The sequence below is a fragment of the Legionella sp. JM-2024 genome (assembly GCF_055389095.1).
This window is the reverse complement of sequence record NZ_AP039388.1, coordinates 3597954-3612281: the sequence shown is the minus strand read 5'-3', so window position 1 is coordinate 3612281 and position 14328 is coordinate 3597954. Positions and strand designations below refer to the sequence as shown.

The following is a 14328-nucleotide window of genomic DNA, read 5'->3' as shown; positions in this document are numbered from 1 at the left end:
ATTAATAAAGATTAATTATAAGAATTTATCAATTGATAAAAAATTTAAAAACAAAAAGGGATTCAATTCCACGTTTATAAACAACAAATGATTATACTCAGCTAAAAAAAAAAGGAAAGTTATCCACAAAATTAAAACAATCACACAAGGAATTTATAAAATGTAAGTTCAAAAATCAAATGAATATATAGTAATAAAGAAAATATTTGTTAGCTTAAAAAATACTCTGGATACAGTTCAGTGAATTTAAATTTCATTTATAAGATACATAAAAATTAAAGATATTTAAGAAAACAAGACTCAATTAGCTCATAATAAAAACATTTTGAATATATTTCCTTATGGATAAGTACATAGGAACTAAGTGAAAAAGCAGAAAATAAAATAGTAGTAATATTTAAAAATATAAAAAGTAACAAATAAATCACACCAATACATATGAGTTACAAACAGACTTAAAAACAAAATAACCTATTGAAATTAATAAAAAAATCAAAGTTATCAACAGTAATCTAATTACCATATAATAAAAACAAATTTTAAAAATAAATAAATTTAATGTTATTATACCGTGTGAATATAAAAACAATGACACAATAAATAATCAATTATCTAAATTGACAGTTGACAAAAAGTTTTCTATGATTGCCAACCTCATAAATTTAGGAACAGGTTTATCATGAAACGTACTTTTCAACCCAGTAATTTAAAGCGCAAACGTGATCATGGGTTTCGCTTGCGTATGTCTACTCGTGCAGGCAGATTAGTTATAAAAAGACGTCGAGCTAAAGGCCGCAAGCGTTTGTCAGCGTAAGTAAGTGTTTTCATTCAAAAAAACACAAAGATTACTAAAAAAGAATGACTTTAATTACGTGTTTGAACACGCAAAAAAAATTATAACAGATGAGTTCATTTTTCTTTTTAGAGAAAATAAGTTAGGTTATGCTCGTCTTGGATTAGCATTATCAAAAAAGATGATAATTAAGGCTCATGACAGAAATCGTATTAAACGGCTACTTAGAGAAAGTTTTCGCCAGACTTGCTTGCCTGCAGTAGATATGATTGTTTTGGCAAGACCAGGCCTAACAAAGAAAACTAATTTAAGTATAAATACTAAATTGAACAAAACATGGGAAAAATTAACCTCATGCTACGGCAAATAGTTTGCTTACCGATAAAAATATATCAGTATTTTATTAGCCCTTTGATAACACCATGCTGTCGCTATTATCCAAGTTGTTCAGAATATGCTGATAGTGCGATTAAACATTATGGCATAATCAAAGGTTTATGGATGGCAGTCAAAAGATTAGCCCGTTGCCATCCATGGTCAAAAGGTGGTTATGATCCTTTACTCCCTAACGATGAGAATATTTAATGGATATACGACGTATAGTTTTATATATGGCGCTTGCGCTTATTGGTTTATCTCTTTGGAATGCTTGGCAAATTGATTATCCTGCCAAACCACCAGTAGATCAAAAAACTGCAAACCAATTAACTGCAGATGGGCATTTATTACCTCAAATAATCCCTTCTGATGCCGAACAATCTTTAACATTGAAGGCAGAACCAGAGGAAAAAGTAACAAGTACAAAACAAATGATTCAAGTGAAAACAGATGTTTTGGATATTGCAATTGATTTAAAGAATGGGGATATTGTTAAAGGTCTACTACTTGATTATCCACTTAGTGTTGAAGACAAAAATAAACCATTTCCCTTGTTACAAAATCAACTTAATGAGCGCTACGTAGCGAATAGCAGCCTTTCTGTTTTTGATGGTCAAAAGCTCCAACCATTATATTTCGATTTTACTTCAAAAAAAGAATATTATGAATTAAAACCAGATCAAAACCAGCTGATAGTGACTCTTGATGGTAAAAGCAAAGATGGTTTGGATGTAAAAAAGGAATTTGTATTTACGAAGGGAAGTTATTTAATCGATGTTAATTATAAGATAGCCAATCCAAGCACAACACTATGGAAAGGTTATTTAAATACCCAGTTATTACGCAGTTCTCCCAAGGAAGATAAATCAAGCATTTTTCACATTGGGTCTTATACTGGCGCATCCTTTTCAAATCCCGGTAAAAGTCGTTATCAAAAAGTTAGTTTTAGTGATATGAGTAAATCCAATTTGGATGTAGATGCCAAAGGTGGGTGGATTGCCATGCAACAACACTACTTTTTGAGTGCCTGGGTTCCCAATGCGGATAGCGAAAATAAATTTTATACACTAGCTACAAATAAAGATTATACAATTGGTGCTGTAAGCCAGGCAATCAATGTTAAACCTAATGAAGAGAAGGCTGTCGGTTCTAAATTATATATAGGTCCTGAAATTACCAGTGTTTTAAAGAGTATATCTCCCTCTTTGGACCTAACTGTTGATTATGGAATTTTATGGTTTTTGTCTTCGTTATTATTTTCTTTAATGAAGGCAATCTATAGTGTTGTTGGTAATTGGGGCTGGTCAATTGTTATTGTGACTGTTCTTATTAAATTGGCTTTTTATCGATTATCAGCTACAAGCTATAAATCAATGGCTAGTATGCGAAAGTTGCAACCCAAACTACAGGCCTTGCGCGAGCGATATGGTGATGATAAAGCCAAAATAAGCCAAGCTACTATGGAACTTTATAAGCAGGAAAAAGTTAATCCTTTAGGTGGGTGTTTACCTATTTTAATTCAAATTCCTGTTTTTATTGCTCTGTATTGGGTTTTATTAGAAAGCGTTGAATTAAGGCAAGCTCCATTTATATTTTGGATAAACGATTTGGCTTCAGCGGATCCATATCATGTTCTCCCCTTGATAATGGGTGCAACCATGTTGGTTCAGCAAAAATTAAATCCAGCGCCTGCTGATCCAATGCAAGCAAAAGTAATGATGTTTCTACCAATATTATTTACTGCGCTGTTTTGGAATTTTCCTTCCGGTCTGGTTTTGTACTGGATAGTTAATAATACATTGTCTATATTGCAGCAGTGGTACATAACGCGAAAATATTCAGATGAAAAACCTATTAAAAAGGTTGTTGCAGCAGCAAAATAAATGTCAGTAGATACTATCGTTGCCATAGCTACCCCACCCGGACGTGGTGGGGTAGGAATAGTTAGAATATCAGGCCCAGATGCCTATGCAATTGCTCTCAAGTTGAATGGGAACAAAGCATTACCACCGCGTTTAGCAACATTTTGTTCTTTATATAAAACAAATAATGACATTATTGATCAAGGAATAGTTCTCTATTTTAAAGCTCCTCATTCCTTTACTGGTGAGGATGTCGTTGAAATTCAAGCGCATGGTTCACCCGTAGTTTTGGATTTATTAATTAAAGAATCAATAGCATTTGGTGCCCGCTTAGCCAGGCCTGGTGAGTTTTCTGAAAGGGCTTTTCTTAACGATAAAATTGACTTGATTCAAGCGGAGGCAATTGCTGATTTAATCCAGGCTAGCTCAGACACAGCGGCTCGTATGGCTTTAAAATCATTACAAGGTGATTTTTCTAAAAAAATTAACCAATTGAATGAAGAGCTAATTTATCTGCGAATGTATGTAGAAGCAGCTATTGATTTTCCCGAAGAGGAAATTGACTTTCTTAATGATGGAAAAGTAGGTGGATTGCTACAAAAAATTATAAAGCAATTAGATGTTATACGCTCTCAAGCAAACCAAGGTGTTTTATTACGTGAAGGATTATCCTTAGTAATCGCGGGTAGACCTAATGCGGGAAAATCCACTTTAATTAACAATCTTGCTGGGCGAGATGTTGCTATTGTCACCGAAATTGCTGGTACCACTCGAGATATTATGCGCGAGCATATTTTATTGGATGATATTCCTTTACATATTATTGATACCGCTGGATTACGTGACAGCGACGATTTAGTGGAAAAAGAGGGAATAAAACGGGCTTGGCAGGAGTTGAAACGAGCAGATTGTGTTTTACTGGTTATCGATGTCAATAGTCTTGATCAAGAAAGTTCTTTAATCAATGAACTTCAATTAACAATACCAAAGCAAGTGCCCATAATTACTGTATATAACAAAATTGATACTATAAAAATCCCAGCGAAATGTAATGAACAAACAGTTTATCTGTCTGCAAAGTCTGGGGATGGAATTGATGGACTTAAAAAAGTAATAAAACAATTAGTTGGATATCAACCGACTGAAGGCCAATTTTTAGCTCGAAGGCGTCATCTACAGGCTCTAGATGAAGCAAAAGCCTTATTACAAACTGGCCAAACGCAATTAACAAATCACAAAGCAGGTGAATTATTAGCAGAAGATTTGCGTTTGGCTCATCAAATCTTATGCGAAATTACCGGTGAATTTACTTCAGATGATTTGCTAGGGAAGATTTTTTCCAGTTTTTGTATTGGCAAATAATAGACAATAGTCTCATTTTAATCACAAAACAATATGTAAAATAATAATACAAAAAAGCTTGTCAAAATACATATCAAGTGGTAACGTATTATTAAAAAACTTCCTGTATAATTTTTGTGAGTTATTGTTATGGTCTACTCAAGTCAAAGTGCTGCTTTTCGTAGGGACAAACAACAGTTTTTTTCTCAAATTCCTATGAAAGGAAAATTAGATTCCAAAATTACAATAATTAATGATCGAGTAGAAACCATAGATTACACATTTATATTACGTCATAAGCAAGATTTAGAAACCGAATTCACTCAAATGTTTACCGTATTGCAACAGCAAGAAGACGAAAATAAGGAAATCTTTTGGCTGTATTGCTATTACTGCGCTTCTTTACTGGAAGCTTTTTATAAAGCTTATTCACAAACTGGTAAACAAGCTGAATATGCCAAAATAAAACAAAAAATTAAAGATCGTTTAAATAATGTCAAAATGGACGAGCCAGAGTCTGGGTTTATTCAATCTTTGTACGACTCATTTCTTAGTGGATTTCGTAATTTAATCAGTTCTCCCTTTCATGTATCCAAGATCAGAGATTACGTAGCTTATTCCAATCTATGCCGTATCTACTGGGCATTTTGTCGATTGACTTTAACCAATGGGTTGACCTTGGCAAGAGATCTTAAAATTATTGATAAACTGGATGCTATTTTAGGAACCCATACTGATGTAGATAAAATTATTTCAGTTTTTCAGGCTCCTTCTGGGGTTATAAATTATTTCAGTGTAGGGTTCTTTTTGATTCGATTCATGATAGATGGTGGTATGTTATTAAGACACACCTTTTTCCCTACCGAATTAGAAAAAGGGGCAGAAAATGGTTGTGAAGTTCATCATATGGACTATTTACCAGGTCCTGCGAGCCTTGAAGCGTATAGGAACAGTTATATTCTAGTTCACGAAGACGATGAGGAAGAAGTAGCACTCTATTACATTCCAAGAAGTGGTAAAGCAGAAAAATTGAATATAAATGAAAATAACAAGTTAAAAGATGCTTTACTGAAAAAAATGAATAAGGATATATCCATTCGTTTAAATTCAGAAGAAGTGAAAGAGATAATAACCAAACAAACAGGACATATTCCAGAAGTTACTTCTGCCTGGGATCGGTTTAAACACGAGCTTTATAAGAGGCATTGTAATTTTGCAAATGATTTAGTTTGGGCTACGATCAATTTGCTTACCAATTTTAATTATCTTTTTCATATTTCAGGACCTGCTGCAGGTATAATTACTTCTGTCTTTTTAGGGTTCGACGTTTGCATGGCTTTATATAAATGCAACCTGGCGAAACAAGAGTATTTAGTTAAGAAAGCCCAGTATTTACAGGAAATTGAAGACTACAATAATCCGGAAAAATTTAAAAAAATGACTGCTGAACAGCGATTGTTGCATATAGAGATGTTAAATAAACAGCTTAGAGAACTTGAGATTAACTACAAAACTCAGGAAGCTACTTTCTATTTTGTTGCTGCGGCAGCGGCATTATTGATGATGGGATTTACTGCATCCATGTTAGTCAGTCCTCCTGTATTGGTTGTTGGTTGCTTTTTTGTATGTACCCTTGCTGTAGCGATGTATCTTTCTACAGGAGCTTATTCAAAATACATGGAAAAAAGTTTGTATTTAGAGGAAGCTCAATTAACTGGTAAAAATCTTCCTGTTGCTCTTAAGGAGTACGAAGCAGCTCGAAATGATTTTATTTTTACTATGGTAAAAAATACAGTTATGCCTATGGTGTTGATAACTACCTTCGCAATTTGTTGGCCTGCTGCTATTGTCTTAACTGCCATGTATGTTGGCTATGAAATTTTCCATGCTTATAATCAACACTCTGATGCTAAAGCGGCTAAACAACTTGCTTTAGCCGCTCCTTCAGAGGAAAAAGATGGGTATATGGCGTTAGCAACTACTCCAAATTAAACTTCAGGATACATTGCTTTAATGGCGGCGATGTCTTTTTCACTCAAATGAGTTCGCTGCCCTATCTCAACTCCATCAATTAAAGGTATGATGGTTGATTGGCCATTTTTAGAAAAAGCAAGTCGGCCATAATGCATAATAGATCCATAGTCGTATTCACCAATATCCTTCCCATCTGTTAAATGTTGATCAAAATTGAATTTATGATCTTCATCAATATTTTCCCAAACGATACGAATATATTGATTTCTATCAGCTCTTGATTGCTCATGCCACATACCCAAAGCATGTCCAATTTCATGTACAGTATTCATGGTAGTGCAACGTGGCGCCAAATTAATCTCTTGTTTTCCACCTTGGCGGCCAACGTAGGAAGAGCAGGTTGTGCCTTCAGCGGGAATAAAGGAAATATAATCGCGGTAGTCATAACGATTTTTAGAAGTTAATTCAACAAACTCGATATTAGTATTCTTTTGCCAATGATCAATGGCTTGAAGAATGGCTAATTTATTTATGAAGGGTAAGTTTTCGGAGATTTCATAAGGGATGACACCATTAGGCCAACGCGTTCCTCCCACTTTGGGTGTAATAACAGCCCCTTGGTTTTTAAGATTAGCTGCTTTCCCGATGAGAATATCACCTTCAACTACAGCAAATTCACCAATTTGTTCATAAGTAATGGTACGACTACCCATTACTGGATTAGATACTGTGATTTGATCCAGATTAATTGCATAGGAGGGAGATAAAAACAAAGCAGTACATAATAAACCTGCAGTTCCTAATTTGCTTTTCATAATAGTCCTTAAGTCTAAAAAATCGAAGACAGTTTATGGAAAGAGTTAGTAGATTTCCAGATATTTTTTATATCGATTATTCAGTTTTAATTAGGATAAAATTCTGTCGATTAGCTTTGTCAGTTGTGGTGACTGATGAACTTAAAAAGGATTGAAGTGCTATGATAGTGGTATGGTAATCATGGATCAACCGGGAATCACAGGGCGTTTAATGTAACGACTGAGTTTTTCCAAATTTCTTTTGTTGTTGCGAAATTTAGCGCAGGGAATTGATTCATAGTGGATAGGTAGATTTTACAATAGAACAAATTCAGCTTTTTTCATCTTTTTCCAATGCGTTATAAGGAGGGAATGGGTATTGCCTATACTTATTCTTAATTTAATCTGCTCAATTAACTAAGCACAGGCTACCTCTCTGGTTCCTTAATAGAAGTGAAGTAGTTCCACCCAGATCAGGTAAAAGATTTTACGTAATAATCTGAGAACAATTAGGTTGCTATTTTAATTGTGTTAGAAATATGAAAAACTGAGTTTTGTTTTATATATTAAGGCAATCTTTTTGTCATGAAATTAATTAATGAGAGATAGGATGACTCGAAGTCATTTGATTTTGGCTATTTTTGCAGGATTGGTCATAAGTATTGACAATATGATCAGCATCGCTGCATTTTCTTCACTAATTTATCAAGGTGCAATTGAGAGTTATATTCCGCTGGTTATTAATATATTAGCAATTTCAGTAATTATTATAAGCGTTAGTAACTTGCTTCTTTCTTCACCTCCCTATGCGATCGCTCAATTACAAGATGAGGCCGCAATTTTATATTCAGCAATGGCTTTAGTAATAATTAAATCACTGCCATCAGATTCTACAAGTCAGGCTACATTTATTACCGTCCTTTTTTTTCTTGGTATTACAACATTTTTAACCGGGTTGTCATTTTATTTTGTTGGAAAATTTAAGTTTGGAAACATTATTCGTTACCTGCCATATCCTGTGATTTGTGGGTTCATGGCTGCCACAGGTTGGTTAGTTTTATCAGGAACATTTGCATTACTGGTAGGGAAAACATTACAAGAAAATTGGTTTGTTTTTTTTCACAAAAAGGAATTAATGTTGTGGGGTCCTGGTTTTATTGCGGGATTAATAGTCTATATTTTTAAAGAAAAACTAGGTTATCGATATACTCTTCAGTTCGTATTTATTTTTCTTGTAATTTTATTTTATACCCTTTTTTATGTTTTTAATTTTGATTATCTGGTAGACCCAAATGAAGGCTACGTCTTAGGGCCTTTCAATCAAGGTCATATTGATTCGATTATGAAGCCTGAGATATTTCAAATGATTCATTATCCATTCTCGATGACTTTGTTGAATTATATGGGTTTGGTTATATTAGTGAGTTTTATTGCTTTATTATTAAACGCCAGTAGTTATGAGTTGTTTGCTAATAGGTCAATGGATTTAAATAAAGAGCTACGTATTGCAGGTGTTGGTAATATGTTGAGTGGATTGGCTGGTGGTACTGTTGGATATTTGTCTTTGTCCGCATCTTCTCTAGCTAAAGAGTATGGGGAATCTCGCATTATAGGAATTATGGCTTTTGTGCCTATGATACTTATTTTGTTGTTTGGTGCGGTGGTAGTTGAATGTTTCCCTAAAGTGGCCATCGGTTGTTATTTGTTTTATATAGCCATATGTTTTCTATCAGAATGGCTAATTAATACTTGGCGCTTATTAAATTTAAGTGAATATTTAATAGTTTTGTTGATATTAGTTATTGCTATTATCTTTAATATGATTACGGCGGTAGCTATAGGTACAGTTATTTCCATTTTTATTTTTGCTTTTCGCTATAGCAAAATAAATCCAGTTAAGTACTTATTTTCCGGGTCAGACTATAACTCCTCTTTTGAAAGAAATCCGATATCCCAAGCAATTTTATTGGAACAAGGAGATGAAATTCAGTTTTTGAAATTACAGGGATTTCTTTTCTTTGGCTCTATTTATAGGTTACTTCAATTAATAAAAGATATTAAAAAAGCTCGATATATCATTCTAGACTTTGAACTTGTACATAATATAGATTCTTCTCGTATTATTTTAATGAAAAATTTAAAACTATATGCAGAAAAAAATGGTCTTATGTTTGTGTTTTGTTCGTTGAAACCCGTTGTCTATCATGAATTAATGAAAACTAATTTATTACAGCCAGAAACAAATTGGGTTAATTTATTTAATGATCATGAATCGGCTTTGGAGTGGTGTGAAGAGCAAGTTTTAGTAAAATATGCCCAGAGTATGAATCTTGAGGATGCTGCAATTGAGCGCCAATTGCTTTATTTGGGGTTTTCTCTTGAATTAGTAGAATGGATAACTGAAAAAGCCGTAGTAAAATTGTATGGTTCGAATGATGAGATTTGTCATGAGGGAGATGAATCGATGAGTGTTTATTTTATTCATCGTGGCAAGGTTTCCGCTTTTGTTGGTGATAAACGTGTGCTTATCGTCGGTTCAGGAAACGTTTTAGGTGAAATTGCAATGTATACTCATAAAATTCGCACCGCAACATTAAAAACGAATGAAAAAACAATTATTTATGAAATTGACTTGAAATCTATAGAAGAGCTTTCAGAAAAAAAACCATTACTATTGGTTCAATTTCATATGTGCATGGCTAGAATTCTAGCGAATCGTCTGTCTGTTTTAAATAAACGAATAAAAGTGTTCGATTCTGCAGTTATTTTGCAATAACAACCTGGTTTTGCTTTTCAGCACCTATAGCAGTAATTTTTGCTTGCTTTTTAAGCTTGTTCCAACTGATTTAACTTAGCTTTATAAGCTACTACGCGTTTATCCATGACATAATGCCAGACTGGTGGAATTAACGCGATAATGATCATTCCCAAATAACCGGAGGGAAGTTGGGGGCTTTGTTCCATATGACGTAAAATTTGATAAGGTCGTGCGCCGTAGGCATGATGATCGGAATGCCGTTGCAAGTGGATTAACAACAGATTACTAAGCCAATGATTGGCGTTCCACGAATGATTGGGGTTTACTTTTTCATATTGGCCATTAGACAATTTTTTTCGTTCCAGTCCATAATGCTCAATATAATTGACGATTTCTAAAGTTATAATTGCAATAAATGATTGCAGTAAGAAAAAAGATAAAGCAATTAATCCTCCATAGCTTACACAAATTGCGCAAATTATTAATGGAAAAGTTATTATCCACCAGAAATGATTATGAAAACTCCATATAGAATAATTTTGACGCGATAAACGTTTTTCTTCTAAATGTAAAGCTGATTTAAAAGAGCCAAATAGTGTTTTGGGTAAAAATTGATATAAGTTTTGGCCTAGTTGTGCAGTAGCTGGATCATCAGGAGTTGCTACTCTAACATGATGGCCTTTAACATGTTCAATAAAAAAATGACCATAACAAACTGTAATTAATAAAATTTTACTCATTAGTTGTTGGAATTTACTGTTTTTATGCATCATTTCATGAGCAAAATTAATTCCTATTCCACCAGTAATAAGTCCTAAAGATAGAGTAAATCCAAACCACTCATTCCAAGTCAAATGTACTGTGCTAACAATATAGATGCCATAAGCAATCATCGCCATTTGAATCGGTACATAAGTACAAGTAATGCATTTGAAGAAGTTATCTTTTAAGAGCTCTCGCTCTTTTTCTTTTGTGGGGTTAACGGAATCGTGAATAAAACTGTCAATTAACGGAACAAAAGCAAAAATAATCAAGAAGGGTAAAAAACTAAACCAACCACCTAAATGCAAGGAAATAAATGGTAAAGGAAAAAGTAAATAAACCAACAAGAAACTATATTTCTTTAATATAGTCATATTATTATTCCAACAATGTATAGCATATGAACAATATAGTTTAAAATATGATATTCTTGCTTGGCATATGAGGACAAAAAAGAGTCATTTTCGGACATTATTACTGGAAAGAGCACCCAATTTAATCTTTTAAACCCCCTTTAATTTTAATGCCTCCTCATATAGTTCATTTTTATTGGCATTAGTCAGTTGGCATGCAATGGATACCGCTTGTTTTAAAGGTAATTCTTGAAGGAGTATCTTAAGTAATTCTTCATTGGGACGCTCCTTTTTTTCTGTTGGGCGGGGCGGGAAAATTAAAACAAACTCACCTTTTTTATGATCAGGATCTTTTAGTATCCAGTCTTTGATTTCGCGCACTTTGCCAGATACAAATCGCTCAAACGCTTTTGTTAATTCTTTTGCTAAAACAAGCTCACAATCCTGGCCGTAAATATCAGCAATATCGTTAAGACTGTCCAGGATTCTATGTGTTGATTCATAAAATACTAAGGTATAGGGTATTGAGCGTGATGATTCCAATTTATGTTTTCTGGCACTTTGTTTCGCTGGGAGAAAACCTAAAAAGACAAAGGCATCACAAGGTATGCCAGCGGCACTTAAAGCAGTAATTAAAGCACATGCACCAGGAATCGGAACCACTGGTATCTGATGCTGGTGAGCTAGCTTTACTAAAGGAAATCCTGGATCGCTGATTAAGGGCGTCCCCGCATCACTAATCAGTGCAATTGATTTACCATGGAGCAGTAGATCAACTATCTCCTGACTTTTGTCGCCTTCATTATGAGCATGCAATGAACTTAAGTTGTTTTTTATTCCTAAAGAAGTTAATAATTGTTTAGAATGGCGTGTGTCTTCTGCAAGTATTAAATTAACGTTTTTCAATGTATTTAATGCCCTGAAAGAAATATCCTCACGATTACCTATTGGAGTAGCAACTATGTAGAGGGTTCCTAAATCTGTTGCTAGAGTGTTTGTCATGGTTTATCCTCTTGCGAAAACGCATATTTGGCGAATTAACATGTTAATAAAACTATTTAAACTTCGCATGTTGTTATTATTGGCATCTATTTTATTGCTTTGCCAATGCACAAAAACAGTTAACTCAACCGAATCCATGGTTACAGTTAACAAGAAATTAAAAAATCCATACTCATTGCCTACTGCAACTTACTTGGCTATGGCAGGAAGTCAAGACGGCTATGATAAACAAAATTCATTAATTTCCGCTGCGGGTCGACTAATTACTGAAGGGCAGTGGAAACAAGGCACCGCTATTTTAGCACAGACTAAAGAATTAACTGCTGAACAAGTCAATGAAAAGAATCTTTTATTGGCAAAAGTTGACTTTATGCGGGATAAGCCTAGGGATGCTTTGGCTAAGTTAGCCAGGATTAAAGAGCCTGAGAAATTTTCATTATATAATCAAATCCAATTTCATGAGCAATTAGCTAAATCATTTCGTGCGATCGGAAGTTATTCTGAGTCGATTAGCGAACGAATTAAATTAGAATCATTAATACCAGATGACGAAGGCCAAGTAAGTAATCGACGAGCCTTGTGGCTAACTTTAACCAGTTTGCCGTATGCTGAATTGAACACTATGGCTATAGAAGCTGCGGATAACTCGGAGATGGAAGGCTGGTTAAAGTTAGCTGTTATTTCACGTAAATATAAAAATAACTCAAAGTCACTACTTGCTGCTTTAGATCAATGGCAGATGCATTTTAATGATCATCCAGCGAATCATATTTTGCCTAAGCCATTAGATAGCATAACAAATAAATTATTAACTCAACCCAAACAAGTCGCTTTATTGCTGCCATTGAGTGGTGCCTTGTCTGGCCCTGGTAACGCGATACGCGAAGGCTTTATGGCTGCCTATAAGGCAAATAATGGTGATGAGTCAACCAAAATTAAAGTTTATGATACCACCAAGGGTGAGATAATAGACACTTATCAAAAAGCAATTTCAGAAGGTGCTGACTACGTTGTTGGTCCTTTAACAAAAGTCCAGGTAGCTACAATAGCATCAATAGCGCATCCAGTCCCCACCCTGTTGTTAAATGATACCGATACAAGTACACAGAATAACTCTTATTCCTTAGGTTTATCTCCTGTGAGTGAAGCGATTCAGGTAGCGATAAAAGCAAGAAGCAAGGGTTACCGAAAAGCGCTGATTATTGCTCCTGATAATGATTGGGGTAATGATGTAACGAAAGCATTCACCAAGCAGTGGAAAGAAGACGGAGGGCTTGTTATTGATTCTCTTCAATACACGGACAAGGAAGATTTGAATAAAAGAATGAGGGATTTTTTACAAATCACTAACAGTCAGGATCGTGAGAAAAAATTAAAGCAAGTATTAGGTTTCAACTTTCAGTCTACCACTAGCCGAAGACAAGATTTTGATATGATATTTTTATTGGCTTATCCCACCAAGGCTCGCCAGATTATGCCTTTACTGAAATATTATTATGCTGGTGATGTGCCAGTGTTTGCCACCTCAACTGTTTATAGTGGTAGTGCTGACGCACTGAAAGATAAGGATTTGGATGGTATCATTTTTTGCGATATGCCTTGGGTATTTTCTCATCAAATGGGTACAAGAAATTGGCCTGAACAATTTAATAGTTATAATAGACTTTATGCTTTAGGCATGGACAGTTATGCCTTGGCTACTCAGTTGAACCAATTGATATTATTTCCGGCAGATGGATCTAATGATTCGACCGGAATTTTATATTTAAAACCTACTCAACAAGTGGCAAGGGTGCTTGAGTGGGGTCAATTTAAACAAGGTCTTGTACATTCATTGGGTGATACTGTTTAATTAGATTGAGTCAAAAGGTAATAATGAGCAAAGAAAAAGGAAAGTTTGCCGAACAAATAGCTTTAAATTACTTAAAGGAAAATGGCCTTGAATTAGTAGCTCAAAACTATCACTGTCGTTTGGGTGAAATTGATTTAATTATGCGTGAAGAACCTTATTTGGTTATTATTGAAGTTCGTTCTCGTTCAAATATTAGTTTTGGCGGAGGAGCCGCCAGCATTACTTATGAGAAGAGACAAAAAATAATTAAAGCAACCTCCCATTATATGATTAAATATCGCATAGAAGATAAATTTCCTATACGTTTTGATGTGATTTGTATTGATGGAAAATCGAGTAAGATTACTTGGTTAAAGAATGCATTTGATGCTGGATGCTAGAACATGTTGACATGGGGGTCGAGAGCTGAAAACCAAATGTCAACACACCTTAGAACATCATATGAAGAAAAGGTTTTGA

General features: G+C 34.4%; 12 protein-coding genes. 9 read left to right on the top strand and 3 right to left on the bottom strand.

The features are described from left to right. Positions 1 to 679: 679 nt before the first annotated feature. From rpmH to ACZ5EK_RS15790, 6 genes are all read left to right on the top strand, one after another. Positions 680 to 814 carry a 50S ribosomal protein L34 gene (gene rpmH / locus ACZ5EK_RS15815; RefSeq protein ID WP_010948689.1) on the top strand — a complete coding sequence of 45 codons (135 nt, stop codon included), beginning with the start codon at positions 680 to 682 and terminating at the stop codon, positions 812 to 814. Between the two features lie 4 nt (positions 815 to 818). Continuing rightward, complete coding sequence (gene rnpA, locus ACZ5EK_RS15810; RefSeq protein WP_464430693.1) at positions 819 to 1163, top strand: ribonuclease P protein component; 345 nt, start codon at positions 819 to 821, stop codon at positions 1161 to 1163. After that, the gene (gene yidD / locus ACZ5EK_RS15805; protein ID WP_464425861.1) at positions 1130 to 1378 is read left to right on the top strand and encodes a membrane protein insertion efficiency factor YidD; all 249 of its coding nucleotides are present in this window, start codon (positions 1130 to 1132) and stop codon (positions 1376 to 1378) included. The genes rnpA and yidD overlap by 34 nt, the downstream gene beginning before the upstream one ends. Continuing rightward, positions 1378 to 3054, top strand: coding sequence for a membrane protein insertase YidC (gene yidC / locus ACZ5EK_RS15800; RefSeq protein WP_464430692.1), 1677 nt, complete (start codon positions 1378 to 1380; stop codon positions 3052 to 3054). The genes yidD and yidC overlap by 1 nt, the downstream gene beginning before the upstream one ends. Then, positions 3055 to 4395, top strand: a complete 1341-nt coding sequence (gene mnmE, locus ACZ5EK_RS15795) for a tRNA uridine-5-carboxymethylaminomethyl(34) synthesis GTPase MnmE (RefSeq protein WP_464430691.1) — start codon at positions 3055 to 3057, stop codon at positions 4393 to 4395. Positions 4396 to 4524: 129 nt separating this feature from the next. Further along, positions 4525 to 6366 (top strand): hypothetical protein, encoded by a 1842-nt coding sequence (locus tag ACZ5EK_RS15790; RefSeq protein ID WP_464430689.1) that lies wholly within the window; start codon positions 4525 to 4527, stop codon positions 6364 to 6366. Here the strand turns inward: ACZ5EK_RS15790 and legP are convergent. Beyond that, entirely contained in the window at positions 6363 to 7163 is an 801-nt protein-coding gene (gene legP, locus ACZ5EK_RS15785) for a Dot/Icm T4SS effector Zinc-dependent metalloprotease LegP (protein WP_464430687.1), read from the bottom strand. The two genes, ACZ5EK_RS15790 and legP, sit on opposite strands and share 4 nt — an antisense overlap. Positions 7164 to 7752: 589 nt before the next feature. Here legP and ACZ5EK_RS15780 point away from each other — a divergent pair. Next, positions 7753 to 9918, top strand: a complete 2166-nt coding sequence (locus ACZ5EK_RS15780; RefSeq protein WP_464430685.1) for a SulP family inorganic anion transporter — start codon at positions 7753 to 7755, stop codon at positions 9916 to 9918. A gap of 50 nt (positions 9919 to 9968) precedes the next feature. On the opposite strand, the gene ACZ5EK_RS15775 is transcribed toward ACZ5EK_RS15780, so the two are convergent. Both ACZ5EK_RS15775 and rsmI read right to left on the bottom strand, forming a co-directional pair. Next, positions 9969 to 11036: an alkane 1-monooxygenase gene (locus tag ACZ5EK_RS15775; protein ID WP_464430684.1), complete on the bottom strand. Its 1068-nt coding sequence runs from the start codon at positions 11034 to 11036 to the stop codon at positions 9969 to 9971. A 129-nt stretch (positions 11037 to 11165) separates the two neighbouring features. After that, entirely contained in the window at positions 11166 to 12017 is an 852-nt protein-coding gene (gene rsmI / locus ACZ5EK_RS15770; RefSeq protein ID WP_464430682.1) for a 16S rRNA (cytidine(1402)-2'-O)-methyltransferase, read from the bottom strand. Positions 12018 to 12057: 40 nt separating this feature from the next. On the opposite strand from rsmI, the gene ACZ5EK_RS15765 reads away from it, so the two are divergent. Both ACZ5EK_RS15765 and ACZ5EK_RS15760 read left to right on the top strand, forming a co-directional pair. After that, on the top strand, positions 12058 to 13869 hold the full coding sequence (locus ACZ5EK_RS15765; RefSeq protein WP_464430679.1) for a penicillin-binding protein activator: 1812 nt from the start codon (positions 12058 to 12060) through the stop codon (positions 13867 to 13869). Positions 13870 to 13892: 23 nt separating this feature from the next. After that, the gene (locus ACZ5EK_RS15760) at positions 13893 to 14249 is read left to right on the top strand and encodes a YraN family protein (RefSeq protein ID WP_464430678.1); all 357 of its coding nucleotides are present in this window, start codon (positions 13893 to 13895) and stop codon (positions 14247 to 14249) included. Positions 14250 to 14328: the final 79 nt, after the last annotated feature.